The sequence below is a fragment of the Rasiella rasia genome (genome assembly GCF_011044175.1).
Classification (GTDB): domain Bacteria; phylum Bacteroidota; class Bacteroidia; order Flavobacteriales; family Flavobacteriaceae; genus Marinirhabdus; species Marinirhabdus rasia.
This window is the reverse complement of the sequence record NZ_CP049057.1, coordinates 2,900,813-2,925,091: the sequence shown is the minus strand read 5'-3', so window position 1 is coordinate 2,925,091 and position 24,279 is coordinate 2,900,813. Positions and strand designations below refer to the sequence as shown.

The following is a 24,279-nucleotide window of genomic DNA, read 5'->3' as shown; positions in this document are numbered from 1 at the left end:
AATTAACGCGCAATTACAAACTTCTCGGTTTGTACGCTTGCGCCATTCGTAATTTTAATAAGGTATGTACCTGCCTGAAGGCTAGCTACGTTAATTTGCTGTTCTGTTGAAATATTATCCATTTGAATAAGTCTCTTTCCAAGAATATCGAAAATTTCTACAGATCCATTTGCTGCATTTCTCACATTTAATACTTGTGATGCAGGGTTAGGGTAAACAGCGATAGCGTTCGATGCAGCATCACCTATAGATAATACTCCGTCTAGTCTAAAGGTACCTTCTAAAGTGTCACCAAAATGATTAACACCAATATTTTGAACAATAATATCTCCGTTGGCATCACGTAACCTAACAAAATACTCACCGTCTCCTCCAGCATCTGTTAAGATAAATCTGAAACAGTCTGCGTCTGGAATACCAAACTCAATATCTACTTGCTCATTTGCAGCATAAGGACCACCACTCTCAACAACATCTAAGTTAGAATCAATAATTGCCCATGTCACTTCACTTCCATTTTCGTCTAAATTCATACGAAGCTCTAATGCAGAACTATTTATATCTGTAATCTCTCCGAATGTATTGGTAGCAGAGTTGTTAGTGTTATCATCGTCATTAGGAATCGAGATGTTTACAGTGTTAGTTGACTGAATTGTATATGCGATAGGATCTAATACTACGTCTTCAGATTCGAAAGGACCTAAATTTCCTGTCCAATTGTACGTTTCTGAAGTACCACCATTCACATCATACGTTATAGCAAGTGACGTTAACGGGTTATTCCCTCTGTTTTGAATAGTAACAGTTGGACTAAAGGCAATACCGCATTGATCATCAAACTCTGCATCTGATACTATCTGAGCATCATTGTCATTTGGTAAGTTTACGAAGGTTGGCATTGCTCCGTTTCCACTGATAAGTTCCTGGGTAGTTTCGGTCATAAACACAACCAATTCCATATCTTCTAACACAGCTGGCACTCCATTATAGTTTGCAGGTATTGTATACGTTAATGTTTCGTCTACAAAATCTGTTGCAGACGTAGTAGTAACGTCTAACCCCCATTGTCCAGTAATTAAGTGAACAAGACGATGCTGATGCACATAATTGTTACCCATATTACCTCCGGTTTGTGGCCCTAAGGTATTATTTTGAAGTAATGCTACGTTCAACTTATTTGTAGCTTCCGGACTATTACCGGTATAATAAGCCTCTACATGAACGGTTACTTCGCGTGACGTAACATCAATTTCTGCTTCCACAGCCATGTTTACATACGATGCCTGACCTAAAATTGTATTTGAAGCAGCGCTCCATTGACCACGACTCATTGCCGTATCATTTGGATTACCACTTTGCGACTGACCTGGAAATATATGTCTATTTACAGTTCCTGCAGGATAACCAACTAAACCACTCTGACTAGCAATAGCTGGACCAAATGGACTTCTAAAGTCTGGCTGACCTGCTCCCGGAGTAGCAAAACCACCTGTATGAATATTTATAAGGAACACATTACCAGGATTGGCAGTTGCAATTCCTTGTGCAATTTGGTGCCCATCTGGACAAAACACACAGTTAATACCTGTGAATTCTTCTAAAACAACTTTTTTGTCTTCTGGCGTAGTACTAACGATTGTTTGTGCAAAAGTTCCAAAAGCCAAGAAAGAGAATACTGAAGTAAGGAGTAATTTCTTTACCATGTTAATTTATTTTGGGTTAATTTTTTGTTAAGTTTCCCAAATATATGAGATTTTTATAACAATTATGCGAAAAGCAACCAAGAAAAATGGCCCTTTAAAATTCTAGTTTTCCTACTTCAACAGTAGGATAACAGGCTGTTAAACAAATTAGAACGCTTTTCTTAGTTTTAACTTTAAAAAATAAATTTTCATTTTAAATTTTTCCGTAGTGAAGCTGCCAAAATGCTGTCTTATTTATATCTTGCAAGCGTATTTACTATCAAAAAACAATTTATTATGTTAAAAAAACTATCACTTTTATCGATGCTATTAGTAGCATTCACTGCTTCGGCACAATTTACTGTAGCGACACATGATGGAGATCCGCTTGTAGACGGACAAACTGTTAATATTGGTTCTTCTATTTCTCCAGACCCTAATTTAGAATTCTATGTAACAAATGAAAACGCATCCGAAAATATCAATGTAAGAATTGAATTTGTTAGCGCCAATAATGATGATGGTAGCGAATTAGAAATATGTTTCGGATTATGTTACACTGGAGTTACCGTTGGACAAATCTACCCAATTAACGATGTTGTAGTTATTGAGCCTGGAATGACTCAAGTTTCTGACGGAGATCATTTCAAGCACATCCCGAATGGCAGCACTGAAATTATCACCTATGTATTTAGATTTCTTGAAGTAGATGGTGATGGTAATGAAATTGGAGATGACCTTACACTTACGTATGTTTATGATCCTGATTTCTTAAGCATAGACGAACAGAATGTAGTGAATGCCTCAATTGCTTCAACTATGGTAAACAATTACATCGAGGTAAATGCGAATGAAGCATTAACATTTACATTGTACGATATTCAAGGAAGAGTTGTAAACCAAACACAATTAGAAGCTGGTGTAAGCCAGGTGAATGTTGCAGATTTGGCAGCTCAAACTTATTTAGCAGTGCTTACAAATAGCAAAGGAGCTTCAGAAACAACAAAGGTTATTATAAGATAATCGAAATGTTACCTAAATAAAAAAGGGAAGACAGCCGTCTTCCCTTTTTTTATTATTGTCCTTTTAACTTTTAGAAAGTCACAGCCAAGCTTGCCGACAACCCGTTACTTTCTGGAACAAATCGGCACACACCACCTACACAAATTAATCCACCACGTTGGCGTCCATAATTCATAGAAAAGCGTGTACGTCCCTTAGAATAACTTCCTCCTAAGTTATAGTAATGAATTTCTCCGTCTCCACCATAGTTATATGAATCTGCAACATACAGGTTAAGGTTAGACGAGAAATTATATTCAAAAACGCCCCCAGCCCAGTTTTTCCTGTCGTCTTTCGTCCATAAATGCTGCGCTACAAATCGTACAGAACGACCTTTACTAAAACTATAGGTACCTTCTAACACACCAATACTTGCATTAATATCTCCTTGAATTCCTAATGGTCCTCCCAGGGATACTCCCTTATCAATAATTACATTTTGAAATGTAATTACAGATCGAAACGACTTGGTCCATTTATTTTTTATTTCGAAATTGATATCACGGAAGTATCTATCTCCAGAACCAATAAATTCTGCGTCGTAACTTAAGTCTGGATTAAATGTTGTTTCTAAGCCAGCCCAATACGAAAAGTTTGCAGCTATTTTTGTTTTATACTTTCCGAAGAAACTATCGTTAGGGAAGGTGAAAAATGCATCAGTCTGCATCCCTACCTCTCCAGCACGCTGCTCTAAATCGTCTGTTAACAATCTTGGTTGCGAGTTGTATACATAAATATTAGTAAGCAAATAATCTTGTTGTTTTGTCAATGCAGGTACATAATTAATAAGCTGCTGGTTAAACTGGTTTCCTTCAGCCAATCGATCTGCGTAAAAGCTGAAATTTTCTAGCCTCCTAAAGGTGCTATTAATACCAAAACCTTTACGGGCATAACCCAGATTAAATTGTAGTGCAGTACCATCGTATAATCTATTTGATACAATCATACCCTCGTTTGCAATAACATCTGGGTCTTTTACAACAGCCTCTAGTCCACCGTAGACATTCTTATAACTAAAGTCTAAACGTCCAGAATATGCATTTACTGTACTAGGAATTGTATCGTTTGTACCTCGGTCTTGGTAACGTCCTACGTAACTTGCTCCCACTCTAATCTCTATGTCTCCCGTATCAACCGCATTTCCTAAATCGAAGTTTGCATCTAAACCTTGGATAACCCCATCAGAAACTTCAAAAGCATTTCGTTGATTTCCGTATACACCGGTTACTTCCAGATAATCGGTTGGTGTGAATTTTGCTCGGGCTCCTTTTAATGCGGTATTTATACCCAACTGTCTATCTTCCCAGCTTCTTAAAATAAGACCATTTCCGAATTGCTCATAAAAGTAACCTCCAGTAAGGTCTAATGTTTCATTTTTAAAATTGAGATAATAGGTTCCTACTCCGTTTCCGCCGTCAAAATCTGGGCTATATCCAAGTAGTGCACTTGGTAAATACGCTTCGTATTGCACACCTGCTGTAAATTTTCCCAACGAATAATTAAGCTGAAAATAGTTGTTAGCTCTAAACTGGTCTTCAGGAGCTATAAAGCCAGGTTCTGAATCAGACATTTTTAATCCATCATCATCTAAAAGCCATTGCATGTTAGACTCTAGTCCACCAAAAAAGTAGCCAGTATCTTGGGCATATACACCCGCTGTTGCCAATACGGCAAGGGTAAAAAATAGTTTTCTCATAGGTTGTTAGTTAGCCGCTATGTGCGGAAGGCTTATTTAGAAAATTTTTGGATTTCTTCGTATAATTCATTTTCGCTACCTGGGCTGTAGCCACTATGACGGTATAAAATCTTGCCGTTCTTCACCAGTAGTGTTAGTGGAACTGTTGCTGCGCCAAGAGCACGTTTTACATCATTATTAGTATCTAATAAAATTTGATACTCCCAACCTTTTCCATTAATTAATGGTTTTACACGTTTTACTGTGCGACTATCATCAATAGAAATGGCAACAAGACTTACGTTTGTTTCATCCTGCCAATCTTCGTACACTTCACTAATTGCATCCAATTCTTTTAGACACGGTACACACCATGTCGCCCAAAGTGATACAATAACAACCTCATCATCTTTCGCGATGTCTTGAAGGTTCATACTTTCACCTTCTAATGTTGTTAATTTTACACTGGGAAGTTCGTCTTGGGCAAATAAGGTTCCGCCCACCAAAAGGAGCATAATTAGGACAAGTTTTTTCATGATCATCAATTTTTATTAATTGTATTTGTAGAACAATAATACTGCTTTTTTTTTAAAACAATGGCAATTATAAAAGCCTACCAACCCGCTATACTATTGAATTTACAAGGATTGATGTAGTTAATATCAAAAAAAATGCCTAGTTTTAGCTTTCAGAAAAAAAAATAAAATTTAACTATGAAATTGAAATCATTCTACCTTGCTCTTCTTGCCGCTATTGTACTTATTGGGTGTAGTAAAAGTGAAGATTTCTCTTCGTTTAATGAAGATGATACGGTACCAGAAATTGAAATAGGTCTTGTTTATAGACCTGCATCTTTACGAAATCAAGAAATTGTATTTTCTGTTTTTGATGAAGATGGAACCAATATTACCGATGGAGCAGTTTTTTATGTAAACGATGCTGCTTTAAGCGACAATACATTTTCTTCGGACACCGAAGGCACATTTGAAATCTATGCAGAGTATGATGACAATGGAACTAATGTGGTCACAGATACAGAAAACTTTTCGGTTGTAATTCCGAAACGAAAAGTAGTTATAGAAGACCATACAGGTACTTGGTGCGGATACTGCCCTCGAATTACTGAGGCAATAGAACGCGTCTATGACGAAACAAACCTCGTTTCTGTGGTTGCTATTCACAACAATGATGAAATGGCCGTAGATTTTGAAGGCTTGTTGCGTGACGAATTTGAAGTATTTGGTTTCCCTACAGGTCGTATAAATAGAACTTCAAATTGGAGTCCGCCATATCAAGCAGAGGATGTTACAAGCATGGCTGGTGAAGTATCTCCCGTTGGAATTGGAATAGATTCTTCTATTGATGGAAATACCTTAAGCGCAACAATTAGTGTGAGTAGTGAGGAAGGCCTCACTGCAAAAAAATTGGTGGTATACCTTGTTGAAAGTGGCATTATCGCCGACCAAACAAATTACTTAAACAACGACACAAACAGCCAATATTTTGGCCAAGGTGACCCTATTGAAGACTTTGTGCATGACCATGTTTTAAGAGCTTCGCTTACCGATATCTTCGGAAATGCAATTACAAGTACGGCAGCGTTAGAAGAATACACAACAACCTTAACAGCAAACGTGCCTGCAGATTATGATGTATCTAAACTTGAATTGGTGGTTATGGTTACCGAAGAAGACAATAGCGCTGTAAACTCACAGCACGCTAAAGTGAATGAAGTAAAAGCTTACGAATAAGAATTTTAGTTATAATAGCATAAAAAAATCGCTACCAATTGGTAGCGATTTTTTTTATCTAATCTCTGTGATTATCCTAAAAATGGATATTTATAATCACTTGGAGAAACAAACGTCTCTTTTACCATACGTGGTGAAACCCAACGGTATAAATTTAGCTTGCTTCCAGCCTTATCATTAGTTCCACTTGCTCTGGCACCTCCAAATGGCTGTTGTCCAACTACAGCCCCTGTAGGCTTGTCATTGATGTAGAAATTACCTGCAGCATTTTCTAATGTTTTCATAGCTATATCTAACGCATAGCGGTCTTCACTAAACACAGCTCCGGTAAGCGCATAATCACTAGTTTCATCTACTAATTGTAAAGTTTCTTCCCAAGCATCGTCTTCAAAAACATAAATAGTTACTACAGGACCAAAGAGCTCTGTACACATGGTTGTGTATTTTGGATCTTCTGTTTTAATAACTGTAGGGTGAATAAAATATCCTTCACTTTTATCGTATGTTCCTCCAACTACAATTTCTGCATTCTGATCTATTTGAGCCTGATCTATATAACTCGCCAATTTATCGAACGAACCTTCATGGATTACCGCGGTAATAAAATTATCTAAATTACCTGGAGATCCAATTTTAAAGCTATTTACATCACCTATAACGTGTGCTTTAACTTCATTCCATATACTTTTTGAAATATAGCAACGGCTGGCCGCACTACATTTTTGCCCTTGAAACTCAAAAGCTCCTCTCGAGATAGCTGTTGCTACATGTACCGGATTTGCCGATTTGTGTGCAACAATAAAATCTTTTCCTCCTGTTTCACCAACTATTCTAGGGTAGGTTTTATAGTTGTGAATGTTATTCCCTATTTTCTGCCATAGGTCTTTAAACACATTTGTAGAACCCGTAAAATGAAGTCCGCTAAAATCTGGACTTGCCATTACGGTATCGGTAATCATTACTGGGTCTCCCATCACCATATTAATTACGCCATCTGGCACACCAGCTTCGCGGAAAACATCTAACACTACTTTTGCAGAATACACTTGGCTATCGCTAGGTTTCCACAAGACAACATTACCCATAAGAGCAGCACTTGCTGGAAGATTACCCGCAATTGCAGTAAAGTTAAATGGAGTAATAGCATAAATAAACCCTTCTAAAGGACGATATTCTAGTCGATTCCAGGCCCCCGATGTAGATTCTGGTTGTTCACTATAGATTTCTGTCATAAACTGTACATTATAACGTAAGAAATCGATTAGCTCGCAAGCAGCATCAATTTCTGCCTGATGTACAGTTTTACTTTGTGCCAGCATGGTAGCGGCATTAATTTTAGCTCTATAAGGTCCTGCAATTAATTCGGCAGCGCGAAGAAAAATACCTGCCCTATGCTCCCATGGCATTTGACTCCATTTTTTTCTTCCTTCTAGAAGTCCTGCAATGGCATCTGTAACATGCTTTTTTTCGGCCTTATGATAAGTTCCTAAAATATGCGCATGATCATGTGGAGGAGACATTGTTGCGGTATCACCCGTTTTTACATCTTTTCCATTAATGTATAGCGGCACTTCTACCGTATCGTCATACATTTCTTTATACGTTTTTTCTACGCGATCACGCTCAGGAGAACCTGGTGCATAGCCTAAAATTGGCTCATTTACTGCGATAGGCACTTCATAAAATCCTTTTCCCATACTCTTGGTTTTTGCTGTTAAATTTTGAATTGCAAAGATACTAAAATTAGTACGCAGTATTTAGTAGCAATATATAGTATTTGAAACTGCTCAAAACTTCCGAAGGCATTATGAAAAACCGAATCATTTCTTTTTATTTCTCTATTTTTACTAAGTGTCGAAAGCTTCTAAATTTTAAATCGACTATTCCCTTATGTGTACGGTTACTTTTATTCCTCAGAATAACAACTCATTTCTATTTACTTCAAATAGAGATGAAGCGCCCGATAGAAGTACGATTGCACCCGAGGTGTATACCCTAGACAATACACAAGTATTGTTTCCCAAAGATGAAGTCGCCGGGGGTACATGGATAGGTCTTTCGGATAAGCAACGACTTGTTTGTTTACTCAACGGAGGCTTTACAGCACATGAACGGGCAGATAGTTACAGAATGAGTCGCGGATTGCTTGTCACAGAATTATTGACAACCAAGGATATTTCCGAAGCAATTAACACCTACAATTTTAACGGTATTGAGCCATTCACACTTATCACAGTTGCCTACGAAACTACAACGCAGATTTTTGAATTAGTTTGGGACGGTACAACTGCTCATTTTGCTGAAAAGCCGCTGCAACCACACATTTGGTCTTCATCATTACTGTATAACAAAGAAGCAAAGGCACTTCGTGAAGCTTGGTTTTCTGAGTTTATTTTCACCACAATGCGACCTTCGGCGAAAGAAATTAAAACGTTTCATAAAACTGCAGGAATTGGCAATGCCGATATTGACCTTATTATGAATCGTGGCTTTGTAAAAACAAAAAGTATTACGCAGATTGAAAAAACAGAGCACTCTCTTTGGATGCAATATGAAGACCTTCACAACCAGCAACAAACTAAAACCACCTTTTGAACTACACAGGAAAAATAATTGTACTTGCTTTTCCCGATACTTTTGTCACCATGAGTACCGAGTTAATATGTAAATTATTACCCTTAGTAGGCTTAGGTACTAGAGATTATATTAAAGCTGGGCATGCTGCATTGGTCCTTATTGAGAATAATACCGGACGAGCATATTATTACGACTTTGGTAGGTATGTTACTCCAAAAGGGCATGGAAGAGTTCGGGGGGAAACTACAGACGCCGAATTACATCTACCTATTATCGCAACTTTTAAACATAATAAGGAACTAGCAAACTTAGATGATTTTCTGTATTGGTTAGATGCAAATCCGCAAAAGACGCATGGCGAAGGTAGATTGTTAGCTTCGGTCTGTGATGCCATTAACTTTGAAAAAGCTAAAAACTACATCACCGAATTGCAGCAAAGAGGAAGTATTCCCTATGGCGCCTTTGCTAAAGATGGTAGTAATTGTGCTCGATTTGTTACAGACACCATTTTGGCCGCCACTCAAGAAAACAAAATTATTAAGTCTTTAAAGTTCAATAAAAAATTTACTCCTAGTACCGTTGGCAATGTAGAGAAAGGAGCTTTGCATAACAACATCTACCAAGTTTTTGACGGCACCATAAAACCTTTTAAAGGAAGTGCTTTTAAAGAAAATCTAACGAATTATTTTGACCGTAGCAAAAACCTTTCTGCATGTACTTCGGAAATTCCAGCACTTCTTAAGAGTGCTAACCTTCAAAAGTTGGAGGGAACGGGAAGCGATGCTTGGTTTGAAATCACCAATGTTGAATTACCCCAATATCATTTCAACATTAAAAGGTACAATGCGCTAGGTAAGGTAGATTTTGACGGTGTCTTTTTATCTGAACAATTTAATAAGAGCTTGCCTTATAGTTTTACATACGATAGTCATTGTGAGTACTGTCATGTACTTCAAAATGGTGAAAAAATAAAATTGAATTGTGTTGGAAGTTTGCGTGCTTTTAATTCATTGCGAAAGCAGCATTCAGCTTAAAAACTGGGATAATGACTGAAAAAAAATCGCCTGTAGTAAAATTCATCATTTTGTAACTGCCCTGCATACTGCCTACAGGAGCTTGTAGAATACATCCACTGCTATATGTATGTGCTTCGCCAGGTTGCAATATGGGTTGCAATCCAACTACGCCATCGCCTTCTACATACTCTGTGTTGTTAAGGGCATCTTTAATTTCCCATTTTCGTGAAATTAATTGAACAATATCTTTACTTTGATTTTCAATAGTAATAGTATACGAAAAAGCATATCCATGTTTAAGGCTATAATCTATGACGCCTTGAAACCTGCTGGCAACCGAAATTTTAATTCCTTTTGTTACTTGTTGAACCATACTAATATACTGCTGCCGTAACTGCAAAAAACAAGAGTGCGGCAATGTTTACGCTAATTAAAAAAACGAAGTTTAAAAATATAAATTTTACAATTGTAATTAGGCGTCCTTGCTTATAAAAATTTCGAAGCGCCTTATAAAAGTAAAACGGACCAATAAGCATAAATAATAAAGAAACTAAAATCTCATTACCCATTAATGCGTCAGGTATTAACGCTATAAGCATTGCTAAAAACAGAAAGCTGAAAATATGGAAGATAAAAATCATGTGTTCTACATAACTGTATTTCTTTTTAGAATATATCAGCCAAAAGAATAATGCAAACACAGGTGTAAAGAAAAATATGAAGAACGGAACTTTACCCAGAACGTAATTCATAAACACATACGGTTCTTCTTTTATTTTATCTATGGTTTTATTTTTATTGTATACCCATCTGTTGAAAGAGGTATTTTTGTGCCCCATACTATCGAGTGCTACAGATACGTCTTTAATTTCTGTTTGTTCATAAAACTTATTGTAGGTCACAAATCGCTCAACAATTCTATTAGACCAGTTAATAGTATCTAAAGCGGCTTCAGACATCGCTACAAAGGGCTTTTCCTTTTCCTTTTTCTTTTCTTTGGCGACTTCAGCCAATGAATCTTTTGTTTTTTTTGCGAGGCTATCTTGTTTCAATTCTTGTAAAGCGAGTAAACCTACATTTACATTCTTTTTAATTTGCTCGTTTAATTCACCATCATTTTCATTGAGCTCTTCTAACACTTTAGCTGCGTTATTCTCAATGTCTTCCGTTACTTTTTCGGTAGCTTCTTGAAGCTCCTCTCGAACTTGCTCCGTTTTGTTTTCATCTACATTAATAAAAGGGCTTGCATTTGGCGAAATACTAGTGATAAGATTACTAAGCAAGAAATATATAATAGAAACGCTTAGAAAAAAACGAAACGGATTTGCGTATCTCAGACGTTTTCCTCCAACATACCTTCTAGTAATAGTTCCTGGTTTAAACAATAAGTCTGAAATGGTGTACCGCAGTCTAGAATCGTAGCTCACGATACTATTAAAAAACTCACCAAAAAAATCTTTTAATGAAAGTTGTTTGGTGCTATTTAACTGCGAGCAATAGGGGCAATAGACGTCGCTTAAGTCTAACGGCTGTGAACAGTTGAGACAGGTATTACTTCGGTACTTGTAGTGCTTACGACTATTTTTGCCGACTTTTTTTTCCTTCTTTACTATGGAATCATCTGCCATACCGTAAATGTACAGAAACTTTTAACATTTCAGTAAAAAACCAAATCGTAGAAATTATCGATTTCTCCAAAAGAAAGGTGTGAATAAAATAAGAACTGTAAAAAGTTCTAACCTCCCTATAAGCATTAAAAATGTGGCCCACCATTTAGCCACTGTAGGCAAAGCACCATAGTTTTCTACTGGTCCTAAATCACCCAATGCTGGCCCTACGTTACCTAGAGTAGATGCCGCACCACCGAGAGCGGTTTTGTAATCTAAACCAAGCCATGAAAAAACCAAGACCCCAAGAATAAAAGAAAGCATATACAAAATAAAAAAGCCAAGAATGTTGTATACAATTGGTTCTTGAATGAGGCGATTATTATATCTAACCTGAAGAATCGCATTGGGGTGTAACGTACGCTTAAATTCAAGTATACCATTTTTAATCATAATAAGATGTCGTACAATTTTAACACCTCCTGAAGTCGAGCCAGCTGATCCACCAAGAAACATTAACCCAAAGAAAAATATTGTCAAGAAAGGAGTCCAAACTGTATAATCTGCGGAAACAAAACCAGTAGTTGTAATTACGGCTAACACCTGAAATGCCGCATGCCTAAAAGCACTTTCTGCAGGGCCCCACACCATTGGGTGTGCTATTGTTGAGTTTGCGAGATCTGCTTGAAAATAAATTATAAGTCCAGCGATAACTGTAAAAATTCCAACAAATGCGGCATACCATTTAAATTCATCATCATGAAGAATTCTTCTAAACCTTGCTTTAAATGCAAAGTAGCTTAAAACAAAATTTGTTCCTGCCAAAAACATAAATACAATAATAATATACTGTATTATGGGTTGGTCATTCCAATGAGCTACACTTGCATTTTTTGTAGAAAAACCACCTGTACTCAATGTGCTCAATGAGTGATTCATTGCATCAAACAAACTCATTCCTGCTAGTTTCAGTAATATAGTTTCGGCAACAGTATACCCAACATATATAAGCCATAACCGTTTTGCTGTATCGGTAATTCTAGGATGTAATTTATCTCCTCCTGGCCCCGGGGCTTCAGCGGTAAACAATTGCATTCCGCCTATTCCCAAAAGGGGTAAAATTGCAATGGCTAGCACAATAATACCCATACCACCAATCCAATGGGTAATACTTCTCCAGAAAAGTACTCCTTCCGGCAGACTTTCAATGTCGCTTAAAATAGAAGCACCCGTCGTGGTGTACCCGCTCATAGTTTCGAAGAAAGCATTAGTAAAGCCTGGAATTGCCCCCGTAAAAAGGTAGGGCAATGTACCTGCAAGTGCCATGGTTATCCATCCAAAAGTTACAATTATATATCCTTCCCTTTTTTGAAGTTCCTTTCTATGCTTTCTAGTGGCCAACATTGAAATACCACCCACTACTAGCGTAGTAATACCTGCAAGCATTATTTCTAATGCTACTCCATCTGCATATAACATACTAATAAGTGCAGAGAGCAACATAAACCCTCCATTAACTAAGAGTAATAGCCCAAGAAGGTGTAATATAATTCTGTAATTTAAGGAGGCAATGGGGCGCATTATACGAAGAGTTTTTCAACCTTAGAGATTGATTGTGGCAAACAACAAATTACCACACGGTCGCCACTAAGTATTTTAAAATCACCTAATGCTATTAACCCAGCTCCGTCTCTAACAACACCACCTATTATAGCAGAACGCGGCAGATCTATATCTTTTATTACTTTTCCAGAAACATTAGAATTTGGAGTTACAACAAATTCTAACAGTTCAGCATTCATGTTGTTAAGTTTAGTCATTGCAACCACTTCTCCTTTACGAACGTATCTAAAAATAGTATTTGCAGCTAACAGTTTTTTATTAATGAGGGTATCAATACCTATGGATTGCGAAAGTTGAAAATAGTCCATATTCTCTACCAAAGCAATTGCTTTTTTTACACCCTTACTTTTGGCTACTAAACAAGACATGATATTTGTTTCGCTGTTACCTGTAACCGAAATAAAGGCATCCATATCTGCAATAGATTCTTCCATAAGTAGCTCGACGTTTCTACCATCGCCATTTATTACCAGGCAACTAGGTATTTCGTCTGCGATTTCAAAGGCTTTTACTTTATTGTTTTCAATAAGCTTTACACGAAAGCTATTTTTACATAAATCGTTTGCTGTTTTGTACCCAATTTTACTTCCACCAAGAATCATTACATTCTTAATTTCCATTTTTACTTTCCCTGTGAGTTTAAAGATTTCATCTACACCTTTCTGAGTAGTTGTAAAATACACTTGATCTCCTTCCTTAAACATAGTATCACCTCTAGGAATCACTGTATACTGGGTTCCAAAGCGTTGTATCGCTAATGGTACATACTCTAATTCTGGAAACAAATTACCAACTTCTTTTACCGTTTTATCTACAAATGCTGCCGTACGAGATAAGCTTAAGCCAATCATGATAAGGGCACCATTTTCGAACTCATAGGTATCATTAAAGCCACTTTGATTAAGCAACAATGCAATTTCATTAGCTGCTAGAGATTCTGGAGAAATGAGCTCATCGATTCCAAATTTTTTGAAACCAACCTCATCTTTATTGTCCAAAAATTCTGTGTTAGAAATACGTGCAATAGTACGTTTTGCTCCTAGCTGTTTCGCCAAAACACAAACAGTAATATTGGTAGTTTCGCTGCTGGTTACAGCAATCACCAAATCTGAATTATTGATTTTGGCGTCTTTTAAAGTCGAAATAGACGTAGCATCTCCCTTTATCACTCGTATGTCTAAGTGCGTATCGGCATAGGTAAGTGTATCTCTCTTGTTATCAATTAAAGTAATGTCTTGCGACTCATACGATAACAATTTGGCTAAGTGAAAGCCAACTTCGCCAGCACCGGCAATTATAATTTTCATGCAGTATATGAAATAAGTGATGCAAAGGTACAACAGAATTATAAATTAAAAAGAAATCGGTTATTTTCTGTTGCTTCGGAAAAACAAACCAAACTCTAATTATGTACGATTTCAACAAAAAGTACGTAGCTTTGCGCCTGCAAAATACTATGGAAGAGAAAGTAACACCTTATAAAGACACAGATCGAACTAAAAAGGAACAGGTTGAACAAATGTTCGATACTATTTCTGGCAATTACGATGGGTTAAATCGTGTTATTTCATTAGGTATAGATCAAAAATGGAGAAGAAAAGTAATTAAACTTGTTGCAAAAGAAAACCCTACCAGCGTCCTTGATATTGCAACGGGCACAGGCGATCTTGCGCTTCAATTTGCAGAAAAAACTTCCGCTTCCAAAATTGTAGGGTTAGACCTCTCTGAAGGAATGCTCTCTGTTGCCCGAAAGAAAATTGAAAATAGCAGCTTTTCAGCACGATTAAAATTCGTAAAAGGCGATAGTGAAGCTCTTCCATTTAACGACAATAGTTTTGATGCAATTACCGTGTCTTTTGGGGTACGTAATTTTGAAACTTTAGAAAAAGGACTCGCTGAGATTTATCGCGTACTTTCTCCAAAAGGAAAATTTGTTATTCTAGAAACATCGGTACCAACCAAATTTCCTTGGAAGCAAGGCTATCACGTATACTCTAAAGGAGTATTACCAGTTATAGGCCGATTATTTTCCAAAGACAAAGTCGCCTACAAATATTTAAGCGAAAGTGCAGCTGTTTTTCCGCATGGCGATGCACTCAACAATATTTTACGAAAAATTGGGTTTATAGAGGTGGAAAATAAACCGCAAACCTTTGGTGTTGCCACCATTTATACGGCAAGCAAGTAATGACAAAAAGGATACTTTTAATATTAGCAATTGTTCTATTAGCACAAAGCGCTAACGCACAACTATTTAGCAAAGAGCGTCTCGCAAACCTAGAAACGTTTGACAATCGTTTTTTAACGTGGGGTTACTTTTTAGGGTTTAACTCTTACGATTTTAAGATTGAATATTTTGATCAAGCCCAAGACGACAACACAGACATTATTGTAAATAGCCAAAGTGGTTTTAATGTTGGTCTTGTTGGGGATATGCGCGTCAACAAATATATAAACCTTAGACTGGAGCCCGGCTTGTATTTTGCACAGCGTAATCTTATTTTCCCAAATTTGGTTGAAGAGAGAGACTTTCTTAGAGAGACAAAATCTACCTACATTCATGTACCCTTATTAGTTAAGTTCTCAACGAAACGATTAAACAACATTAAGCCCTTTGTGGTGGCAGGTGTGTCTAGATCTTTTAACCTTTCCAGTAACGAACAAAATCCAGAAGACAACGAGCAGGGCCAATTTAGGATGACTAGCGGCACCGGATATTTTGAACTTGGTTTTGGTATCGACTTCTACTTATTCTACTTTAAATTTACACCTTCCATTAGAGGTGTTTTTGCCACAAGTGATGAGCTAGTAGCTGACGACGATCCTAATAGTCCGTGGACGAGTAATATTAGCAGGCTATCTACCCGTGGAATCTTTGTTAATTTTACCTTTCAATAGCCCTTCTAAATTCACTGAGCAAAATTGCTGTGGCGGTTGCCACATTTAAACTTTCTGTAGTCTGACTTCCAAATTGTGGAATGCTAATACGCTCTTGAATTACCTCGGAAATTTCCGCAGAAACACCATGCGCTTCATTGCCCATAACCAAAATGCCTTGCGAAGGCAACGTGCCATCGTACACATTCTTTCCATCCATAAAAGCACCAAAAATGGGCAAACTTAAAGATTGCAGCGTATCTTTAAGCGGCACATAATGAACTGCTACACGAGCAATACTACCCATAGTAGCTTGTATTACTTTAGGATTAAAACAGTCTGCAGTGTCTTCTGAGCATATTAATTGGTTCACTCCAAACCAATCACATAGCCGTATAATGGTTCCTAAGTTTCCTGGATCTCTTACAGCATCGAGAGCCACAATGAGTCCAGAATCTACAAGTGCAGCTGAAGTAGGCTTTCTAAAAATAGCTAACGACTTATTTGCTGTCTTTAAGCAGCTAATTTTCTTTAACTCTTGAGCGGTGACTTGGTAGTAATTCTCTTTCAATATATGCGTTGGCGCAGTATCGTAATGGGCTTCAACTTCCATTCCAGCCAACAAAAGCTCTGAGATTACTTTGGGGCCTTCAGCAATAAAAAGTTGTCTTGTATCTCGGTACTTTTTCTGCTGTAACTGCGTTATTGATTTTATTTCACTTTTACTTATCAAATTTATCCTATTTTTGAATTTCAGTAAAGACATACCCTTGGTCAAAACCTTCACAAAAGTAACATTTATTTTAGGAGCCGTATTACTATTGGTTTCCTGTAATGCTGTAAAGTATGTGCCCGACGGTCAGTTTTTACTAACTGAAAACACCATTAATGTAGATGGTGAGAAGACAACAGAAAACGACCCCTACAGCTTTTTAACCCAACGACCCAACACTACTTTTCCGTTGCTTGGCATTCCAGTAGGGCTTCACATCTACAATCTAGCCAATCCGAAGCCAGATTCTACCTTCCAAGCGTGGCTTGATAAAAAACCGCAACGAGAAGATCGACTTGTACGTTTTCTATCTAGGAAACAACTAGAAGCGTTAGACAGTTCGTATATAAAATTTAACCAATGGTTACAACGTGCAGGAGATGCACCTGTAATTGTCTCTGAAGATCGCAATAAAAAATCGGTTACCCAGCTAAAACGTTACTACGCCAGTTTAGGGTACTTTAATGCAGAAGCTAAGCATAAAGTAAATAAAGATTCTTCTAAAGAAAAAAGAGCATCTGTAACCTATGATGTTGTAAAACACAAACCATACTTTATAGACTCTATTGCTTACAACTTAAGCTCACCTGCTGTAGATTCTCTATTTCAACTTTCAAAAAAAGATGCTTTTATACGGCGTGGTGACCAATACAATCGTAGTAATTTTGTAAATGAAATTGATCGTATCACCATACAGTTTAGAAATTCTGGACTCTATTATTTCGATCAGGACTACGTAACATTTAAAGGAGATACTGTAAATACAGATCACAAGGCTAATATTACCTATGTAATACCTGACAGGAAGATTTCTGTAGGTGACACTACACGCACTGAGCCATTTAAAGTTTTTAGTGTAGATGAAGTGCGTATCGTTACAGACTACACTTTTGCTAATAGTACGAAAACCTTAACAGATTCTGTTTCACACAATGGCTATAAACTTTACGGGTACGAAAAAATAAAATACAGACCAAAAGCCATTACCGATGCCATTTCTATCACCCCAAACAAAGTTTTTAAAGACATTGACAGAACCCTTACCTACAATCAGATTAGTGATCTAAAAATATTTAGGTACCCAAACATTACGTATCAAGAAAATCCGAAGGATAGCACAGGGCTTATCGCCACAATTTTACTATCTCCTCAAAAGAAATACACTTTCGACACAAGCTTTGATGCTTATACTTCTGCCCTACAGCCATTTGGAACTGGTTTTAGCAGCTCGTTGCTCATTAGAAATGTATTTAGAGGGGCAGAAACCCTCCAACTTTCAGTAAGCGGAAGCGTGGGATCTTCGGCAGATAAAGACGTTGGTTTTTTTGGAACATCTGATATTGGTGGTAATGTACGCCTATCGTTCCCGCGTATCCTATTTCCGCTTAACACAGATAAGTTTATACCAAAATACATGTCGCCCTCCACCAACTTAAGTGTTGGACTTAATCTTCAGAATAATATTGGGTTAGATAGACAGAATTACTCCGGAAAGTTTAACTATCGTTGGAAACCTTCTAAAATAAGAACCAACGAGCTAGACCTTTTCGACATTCAATATGTGCGAAATTTGAATGTAGAAAATTATTTTAATGTCTATAAGAGTTCATACGATAGGTTAAATGAAATTGCCCGTGCTGCTGGCTACAATTTTAGTAATGCTGATATGTCATCGTCTCCTGTACTAACCATTCCTGATGAGACTGACGACTTCATATCGGATGTTCTAGTAGATCAGGATCCAGATCTTGATATTAGCCTTGACGATATTGACGAAGTACTAAGCATTGCCGAACGAAGATTTAGACTGAGTGAAGATAATTTGATTTTTGCCACATCGTTTACATGGCTTCAAGACACAAGAGAGAACATTTTTGATAAAAGTTGGACTCGTTTTAGATGGAAACTAGAGTCTGCAGGCACCATACTATCTGGAGTAACCAGCTTAACTGGAGCCGAAAAAAATGAAGAAGGAAACAAGGAAGTTGGTGGCGTAGTATACTCGCAATATATAAAAGGTGAGGCCGAAGTAATTAAACATTGGACTCTTTTTGACAACAACGTATTTGCCGCAAGAGGTTTTATTGGGTTAGCACTCCCCTACGGAAATAGTAATAGCATTCCGTTTACTAGAAGTTATTTTGCTGGTGGAACCAATGATAACAGAGGGTGGCGAGCGTATAGTCTTGGACCAGGAAGTAGTGGCGGGATTTTAGATTTTAATGAAGCAAATTTTAAACTCGCCTTTAATGGCGAATATCGATATACCATTTTAGGAGCTTTTAAAGGCGCTTTCTTTGTAGACGTTGGAAATATTTGGAATGTAGCAGACGATCTTGCAGATGAAGAAGAATTTAATTTCGACGGTCTACAAGACCTAAAAGAACTTGCTGTGGCCTCTGGTTTCGGAATTAGATACGATTTTGGCTTCTTTGTAGTACGTTTCGATATTGGGTTTAAAACTCATGATCCAGGTCGTTTAGAAGGAGAGCGTTGGTTTAAAGATTATAATTTCAAAAACGCTGTCTATAACATCGGGATTAACTATCCGTTTTAACCCAGCATTTTTTGTTATTTTTGTCGCTCAAATTAAACTACTATGAGCCATACTATTTTGCCGGGCGTAGCTACCGGAAGACAAGTGCAAGAAATACATAAACTTGCCAAAGAAAAAGGCTTTGCCTTACCCGCTGTTAATGTTGTGGGATCGAGCAGTGTTAACACTGTTATGGAAGCTGCCGCCGAGCTAAATTCTCCTGTTATTATTCAATTTTCGAATGGTGGAGCACATTTTAATGCTGGAAAGGGGCTTAACAACGATGGTCACAAAGCGGCAATTGTAGGAGGCATCGCAGGAGCAAAGCACGTGCATGAGTTGGCGAAAGCATATGGAGCTACAGTAATTTTACATACAGACCACTGTGCAAAGAAACTCCTTCCTTGGATTGATGGGTTGTTAGATGCAGGTGAAGTTTTTTATAAAGAAAACGGAATCCCGCTGTACAGTTCTCACATGATTGACCTTTCTGAAGAACCACTAGAAGAAAATATAGAAATTTCAAAAAGATACCTTGAACGCATGAGCAAAATGGGTATGACCTTAGAAATTGAATTAGGTATTACCGGTGGTGAAGAAGATGGCGTAGATAATACTGATGTAGATTCTTCAAAATTATACACGCAACCAGCTGAAGTTGCATATGCCTATGAAGAACTAATGAAAGTAAGCGACCAATTTACTATTGCTGCTGCCTTCGGAAATGTTCATGGGGTGTACAAACCAGGAAATGTAAAACTAACCCCTATCATCCTTAAAAATTCGCAAGAATACGTTCAAGAAAAATTCAATACAGGTAGTAATCCTGTAGATTTTGTTTTTCATGGTGGTAGTGGGTCTACACTTGATGAAATTAGAGAAGCAATTGGCTATGGTGTGATTAAAATGAATATCGACACAGACCTTCAATTTGCATTTAACGAAGGGGTGCGAGACTATGTAGAAACCAATCTAGAATACCTGCGTACGCAAATAGGAAATCCTGATGGTTCTGATTTGCCAAATAAAAAATACTACGACCCAAGAAAGTGGCTTCGCGAAGGTGAATTGACCTTCAAAAAACGATTGATTAGGGCTTTTGAAGACTTGAACAACGTGAACACACTATAAGATTCCTTATATTTGAAAAAGAAATAAACTTCCTCAACCGAAAAAATTATGTCTTGGTTTAAAAGAACAAAAAAAGGTATACAAACTGCCACTGAAGATAAAAAGGATGTCCCACGCGGACTCTGGTATAAATCTCCTACGGGTAAAGTTGTAGATGCCGATGAATTAGAAAAGAATTTTTACGTAAGTCCTGAAGATGGATACCATGTTAGAATTGGTAGTAAAGAATATTTTGAAATTTTATTTGACGACAATAAATTCAAAGAACTAGATAAAAATTTAGAATCTAAAGATCCTTTAAAATTTGAGGATAATAAAAAATACGTAGATAGACTAAAGGATGCACAAAAGAAAACCGGGCTAAAAGATGCAGTACGTACAGCCGTAGGAAACTCTATGGGAGAAAAATTGGTTGTTGCCTGTATGGATTTTAGCTTTATTGGTGGCTCTATGGGAAGTGTTGTAGGAGAAAAAATTGCGCGTGCGGCAGACTACGCATTAAAAAACAAACTTCCTTTTCTTCTTATAAGCAAAAGTGGTGGTGCCCGTATGATGGAGGCTGCTCTTTCATTAATGCAACTAGCCAAGACAAGTGCTAAACTAGCACAACTATCTGAAGCTGGATTGCCTTATATTTCACTTTGTACAGACCCGACTACTGGAGGTACAACTGCAAGTTTTGCAATGTTAGGAGACATTAATATTAGTGAGCCCGGCGCATTAATCGGATTTGCCGGTCCGCGTGTGGTTAGAGATACTACAGGTAAAGAATTACCAGAAGGATTTCAAACCGCAGAGTTTGTATTAGACCATGGTTTTCTAGACTTTATTACCCACAGAAAGAATCTAAAACGTAAAGTAAATCTATATCTAGACTTGGTTTTAAACCGCCCGTTAAGAGAGAAAGCGGCGTCGTAAACGTTTAACTACATTATAACTAAATGTAATAGGGCTGTCTTAATTAGACAGCCCTTTTGTATTTAATTTTATAGTTGCGTATTATTCAAAACTCTTGAACTCGTTTATATTAGCAAATTGCGCATTAACAGCTACCCCATTCTCATCATAAATAGCAACCACTAAACGCAAGTTATTTTGGTCGTACTCTGATGGAATTGTTGTAGTAAATGTAAAATCCTTAGGCGCTAAGGGTGTTAGTGTTGACATAGCATCTCCTAACGGATTTGTAAGTAGTTGACGAAGTACTTCATTGTGTTCAAAATCTTTTAATGGATTCCCCATTCCGAAAAACGGACTGTTAGGATCACCATCATAATAACTTGCCTGGTTGTGTATAACTGTATCTTCTAACAAATAAACTACTAGGGTGTGGTCACTTAATTGGGCTTCACTCACCAAAGAGGTTTTTACAGACAAGTTGCTGTTAGAAATTTCTGAAGCAATTGAAATACTCACCGGACTTTCTTCTCCCGCCAAGGCCATAAAAGGTTGAGCGGCTGTAGTACTAGCCTGAAGATTCCAAAAAACATCTCTATTCACAATACCTGTTGGGTATCCGGGTATATTTAAATGGTTTTTTAAGAAGATCCCATCTTCTATGGTAAATGGGTCTGTACTTGTATTAGCACTGTTACCATGAATAGCAACTACAGCCACGTGATCTGTTAATGCTCGTAACGATTCTACAGCAGGCTTTTTTCTTGGGCAGTACCCGCACCACGTTCCTGTGAAAATTTCCAACACTATTTTGCGTTTCGGAATAAACACCTCTATCGTTTCTGTCGCCGTTGTGGTTTCTACACCATTTAATAGATAGGTAGCTTTTATTTGAAAGGCACCTGTAGTTGAGGCGGCAAATGTAGTTCCTTCAAGTACTTCATTGTTTACATAAAAAGTAGCATTGGTTGTATGGTTCACATCATCTGTACCAATAAGGTTTAAGTTGACTTCTTGATTGCGTAACGCTTTATTACTTTCAACAACAAGTGCAGCTTCGGCAGTGAGACCAACCACTATGTTCTCATCGTCGCTATCACAACTCGTAAACACAAAAACAACTGCAATTAGACATAGAAAGAACAGATTTTTCATTTTCATAACAAGGATTTAATCAGCTAAATTTTCAGCAAATAAAAGGAATACAACCCGCAACACAAACAACTAAGGGAAAATATCACCTAAAAAGAGCCGCTTATTACGGCAGCTCTTTTGTTTACGTTACTATTTTAAATTTATAAAAGAACGGGGTACTCTACTCCGTTAAAAGTAAAAACAGCATTGTTATCGCAAGCACCATCTCCAAAATCTAAGGTCCCTGAGAGTCCGTCTTGCTCAACTTCTAGTACGCCTTCAACCAAGTAGAAACACGATAATTCACGCACCAATGTTTGCGTTACCACTCCAGTACGGCTAAAACCGTTGGTAAATGAGGTATTCCAGTTTCCTGTGATATGGTATACATTATCTAGCCATGTGCCAGTACCAACACCTTCAACCCATTCTGCTACACGTAATCCTACTCTAGTTGCAGTTACCGAGCTTGAAGGAAATGTTACAGTAATGGTTTCATTTACTGTAGATGCCGGATTTCCGTTTGCGTTTTCTAGTTCGCGAACTATTTCTCCACCACCTTCTACACCATTATTATTATAGGTATAGCCTTCAAAACTATAGGTAATGGTTCTTGCATTATTTTCAATTGCGCCGTATGCTAGGTTTATCTTTCCTGTTACAGTTGCTCCGTTGTTAAGCGTGCATCCTTCACCGAAATCAAGTACAATAGTTCCAGTACCATCTCCATGATCGTCGAATGTAATGATGGTGCATTCTGTAAAGAGAGAAATTACACCTGTACGTAACGTTGGGGTAACATTTTCATCAAAACCATTTTCCATAATCGTTAAGGTACCTTCTACTGTATTATCTGTTTTAGCAGCAAGAAGGGCATTTTCTGCGGAAAAATTAGCTGTTTCATCTATCGTAGTATCATCTTTATCGCAACTCGTTAAAAATGCGAATCCAAATAAAGTTGAAAGAATGATGGCGTTTTTCAAAGTTTTCATAAGTTTAAGTTTAGGTTTGGACTATAGTAACGAAGAAAAGTTTCATTCCGTATAATTTTTGAAGTATAAGAAAGCTAAGTTTCATTCGTTTTACTAATATGATTGTATTGAAATACAACATTTTATACATATTATTTTTCTCCACTATACTTTGTGCTGCTCAACAACAACAGGGAGAATGGTCGCTGTATTTCGAAAACGATGCTCACCAACTTACAAAAGCACATAAAGTATTAATAGACAGTATAAAAAGAACCGCGCTGGTGGCTACAGATAGTATTGTTGTAAAAGGATACGCAAGCAGCCCGGCCAATGAAGCCTATAATTTAAAGCTTTCAGAAAAAAGAGCATTAAACACCAAAAATGCATTCCCCGAATATTACACAATCATTGCCAATGGTTTTGGCGAATTGCAGGGTGATGAGGCAAAAAACCGTAGGGTAGACATCATGATTTGGGCAGTATATCAGGAAAAACTAGCTTTAAAAAACAGTACTGCAAATCCGACCAAAGTACCTGAAAAAATTAATGATTTTACAAAGATGAATGCCGGGGAAAAAATAGCACTGGCTGGTATCTATTTTTATCCGGGTAGAGATGATATAAGAAATGACAGTTATGCTGCATTAAATGAGCTATTGGCGTATTTAAAGGAGAATAAATCAGTTACATTTAGATTGTTAGGTCATGTTTGCTGCGGAAAAAAATACGAACCAGGGCGAGATGGGTATAACAATCGAACTGGAAAAAATAACCTAAGTGAAGCCAGAGCAAAGCGTATTTACAACTTTCTTCACGAAAATGGAATCGCTAAAAAAAGGATGAGCTCGCGCGGCTATGCATTTCGATATCCCACGGGCAAAGGAGATGATTTTGATCGTAGGGTAGAAATAGAGATTATTTCAAGATAATAGTCTGTAAAAAGGTTATTGCGCATCTAAAGCCTA

The 24,279-nt window shown here is 37.4% G+C and carries 21 protein-coding genes; 10 read left to right on the top strand and 11 right to left on the bottom strand.

Going from position 1 to position 24,279, the window contains the following annotated elements:
• Positions 1 to 2: 2 nt before the first annotated feature.
• A complete protein-coding gene (locus G5B37_RS12950; RefSeq protein WP_164680447.1) occupies positions 3 to 1,703 on the bottom strand; it encodes a T9SS type A sorting domain-containing protein in 1,701 nt (566 codons plus the stop codon).
• Between the two features lie 276 nt (positions 1,704 to 1,979).
• Here G5B37_RS12950 and G5B37_RS12945 point away from each other — a divergent pair, with 276 nt between their 5' ends.
• Entirely contained in the window at positions 1,980 to 2,705 is a 726-nt protein-coding gene (locus tag G5B37_RS12945) for a T9SS type A sorting domain-containing protein (protein ID WP_164680446.1), read from the top strand.
• A 70-nt stretch (positions 2,706 to 2,775) separates the two neighbouring features.
• Here the strand turns inward: G5B37_RS12945 and G5B37_RS12940 are convergent, their stop codons facing one another.
• A complete protein-coding gene (locus tag G5B37_RS12940; RefSeq protein ID WP_164680445.1) occupies positions 2,776 to 4,440 on the bottom strand; it encodes a DUF6029 family protein in 1,665 nt (554 codons plus the stop codon).
• Between the two features lie 32 nt (positions 4,441 to 4,472).
• Complete coding sequence (locus G5B37_RS12935; protein ID WP_164680444.1) at positions 4,473 to 4,955, bottom strand: TlpA family protein disulfide reductase; 483 nt, start codon at positions 4,953 to 4,955, stop codon at positions 4,473 to 4,475.
• 177 nt (positions 4,956 to 5,132) lie between these two features.
• Between G5B37_RS12935 and G5B37_RS12930 the strand changes: the two genes are divergently transcribed.
• Positions 5,133 to 6,170 (top strand): Omp28-related outer membrane protein, encoded by a 1,038-nt coding sequence (locus G5B37_RS12930; RefSeq protein ID WP_164680443.1) that lies wholly within the window; start codon positions 5,133 to 5,135, stop codon positions 6,168 to 6,170.
• A gap of 71 nt (positions 6,171 to 6,241) precedes the next feature.
• Here the strand turns inward: G5B37_RS12930 and pruA are convergent, their stop codons facing one another.
• Positions 6,242 to 7,867 carry an L-glutamate gamma-semialdehyde dehydrogenase gene (gene pruA, locus G5B37_RS12925; protein ID WP_164680442.1) on the bottom strand — a complete coding sequence of 542 codons (1,626 nt, stop codon included), beginning with the start codon at positions 7,865 to 7,867 and terminating at the stop codon, positions 6,242 to 6,244.
• Positions 7,868 to 8,060: 193 nt separating this feature from the next.
• Between pruA and G5B37_RS12920 the strand changes: the two genes are divergently transcribed.
• Together G5B37_RS12920 and G5B37_RS12915 are read left to right on the top strand one after the other, a co-directional pair.
• Entirely contained in the window at positions 8,061 to 8,765 is a 705-nt protein-coding gene (locus G5B37_RS12920; RefSeq protein WP_164680441.1) for an NRDE family protein, read from the top strand.
• Positions 8,762 to 9,781: a DUF6695 family protein gene (locus G5B37_RS12915; RefSeq protein WP_175017409.1), complete on the top strand. Its 1,020-nt coding sequence runs from the start codon at positions 8,762 to 8,764 to the stop codon at positions 9,779 to 9,781. The genes G5B37_RS12920 and G5B37_RS12915 overlap by 4 nt, the downstream gene beginning before the upstream one ends.
• On the opposite strand, the gene apaG is transcribed toward G5B37_RS12915, so the two are convergent.
• From apaG to trkA, 4 genes are read right to left on the bottom strand one after another with little or no spacing between them, the layout of a single operon-like run.
• Entirely contained in the window at positions 9,750 to 10,136 is a 387-nt protein-coding gene (apaG, locus tag G5B37_RS12910) for a Co2+/Mg2+ efflux protein ApaG (protein WP_164680440.1), read from the bottom strand. The two genes, G5B37_RS12915 and apaG, sit on opposite strands and share 32 nt — an antisense overlap.
• A gap of 1 nt (position 10,137) precedes the next feature.
• The gene (locus tag G5B37_RS12905; RefSeq protein ID WP_164680439.1) at positions 10,138 to 11,391 is read right to left on the bottom strand and encodes a DUF3667 domain-containing protein; all 1,254 of its coding nucleotides are present in this window, start codon (positions 11,389 to 11,391) and stop codon (positions 10,138 to 10,140) included.
• Positions 11,392 to 11,445: 54 nt separating this feature from the next.
• Positions 11,446 to 12,951: a TrkH family potassium uptake protein gene (locus G5B37_RS12900; protein ID WP_164680438.1), complete on the bottom strand. Its 1,506-nt coding sequence runs from the start codon at positions 12,949 to 12,951 to the stop codon at positions 11,446 to 11,448.
• Positions 12,951 to 14,300: a Trk system potassium transporter TrkA gene (gene trkA / locus G5B37_RS12895; protein WP_164680437.1), complete on the bottom strand. Its 1,350-nt coding sequence runs from the start codon at positions 14,298 to 14,300 to the stop codon at positions 12,951 to 12,953. Before trkA ends, G5B37_RS12900 begins: the two co-directional genes overlap by 1 nt.
• A 149-nt stretch (positions 14,301 to 14,449) precedes the next feature.
• On the opposite strand from trkA, the gene ubiE reads away from it, so the two are divergent.
• Together ubiE and porT are read left to right on the top strand one after the other, a co-directional pair.
• Positions 14,450 to 15,181: a bifunctional demethylmenaquinone methyltransferase/2-methoxy-6-polyprenyl-1,4-benzoquinol methylase UbiE gene (gene ubiE, locus G5B37_RS12890; protein WP_164680436.1), complete on the top strand. Its 732-nt coding sequence runs from the start codon at positions 14,450 to 14,452 to the stop codon at positions 15,179 to 15,181.
• A complete protein-coding gene (gene porT / locus G5B37_RS12885) occupies positions 15,181 to 15,891 on the top strand; it encodes a type IX secretion/gliding motility protein PorT/SprT (RefSeq protein WP_164680435.1) in 711 nt (236 codons plus the stop codon). Before ubiE ends, porT begins: the two co-directional genes overlap by 1 nt.
• Here the strand turns inward: porT and G5B37_RS12880 are convergent.
• Positions 15,878 to 16,603 (bottom strand): RNA methyltransferase, encoded by a 726-nt coding sequence (locus G5B37_RS12880; protein WP_164680434.1) that lies wholly within the window; start codon positions 16,601 to 16,603, stop codon positions 15,878 to 15,880. The two genes, porT and G5B37_RS12880, sit on opposite strands and share 14 nt — an antisense overlap.
• 13 nt (positions 16,604 to 16,616) lie before the next feature.
• Here G5B37_RS12880 and tamL point away from each other — a divergent pair, with 13 nt between their 5' ends.
• The 3 genes from tamL to accD are packed head-to-tail and all read left to right on the top strand — an operon-like array spanning position 16,617 to position 21,227.
• Positions 16,617 to 19,199, top strand: a complete 2,583-nt coding sequence (gene tamL, locus G5B37_RS12875) for a translocation and assembly module lipoprotein TamL (protein WP_263649799.1) — start codon at positions 16,617 to 16,619, stop codon at positions 19,197 to 19,199.
• 42 nt (positions 19,200 to 19,241) lie between these two features.
• Positions 19,242 to 20,309: a class II fructose-bisphosphate aldolase gene (fbaA, locus tag G5B37_RS12870; RefSeq protein WP_164680433.1), complete on the top strand. Its 1,068-nt coding sequence runs from the start codon at positions 19,242 to 19,244 to the stop codon at positions 20,307 to 20,309.
• A gap of 48 nt (positions 20,310 to 20,357) precedes the next feature.
• Positions 20,358 to 21,227 (top strand): acetyl-CoA carboxylase, carboxyltransferase subunit beta, encoded by an 870-nt coding sequence (accD, locus tag G5B37_RS12865; protein WP_164680432.1) that lies wholly within the window; start codon positions 20,358 to 20,360, stop codon positions 21,225 to 21,227.
• An 81-nt stretch (positions 21,228 to 21,308) separates the two neighbouring features.
• Here accD and G5B37_RS12860 read toward each other — a convergent pair whose 3' ends face one another.
• Together G5B37_RS12860 and G5B37_RS12855 are read right to left on the bottom strand one after the other, a co-directional pair.
• Complete coding sequence (locus G5B37_RS12860) at positions 21,309 to 22,367, bottom strand: Omp28-related outer membrane protein (protein ID WP_164680431.1); 1,059 nt, start codon at positions 22,365 to 22,367, stop codon at positions 21,309 to 21,311.
• A gap of 134 nt (positions 22,368 to 22,501) precedes the next feature.
• Positions 22,502 to 23,332 (bottom strand): hypothetical protein, encoded by an 831-nt coding sequence (locus G5B37_RS12855; protein ID WP_164680430.1) that lies wholly within the window; start codon positions 23,330 to 23,332, stop codon positions 22,502 to 22,504.
• A gap of 107 nt (positions 23,333 to 23,439) precedes the next feature.
• Here G5B37_RS12855 and G5B37_RS12850 point away from each other — a divergent pair, with 107 nt between their 5' ends.
• Positions 23,440 to 24,243: an OmpA family protein gene (locus tag G5B37_RS12850; protein WP_164680429.1), complete on the top strand. Its 804-nt coding sequence runs from the start codon at positions 23,440 to 23,442 to the stop codon at positions 24,241 to 24,243.
• The last annotated feature ends 36 nt before the right edge of the window (positions 24,244 to 24,279 follow it).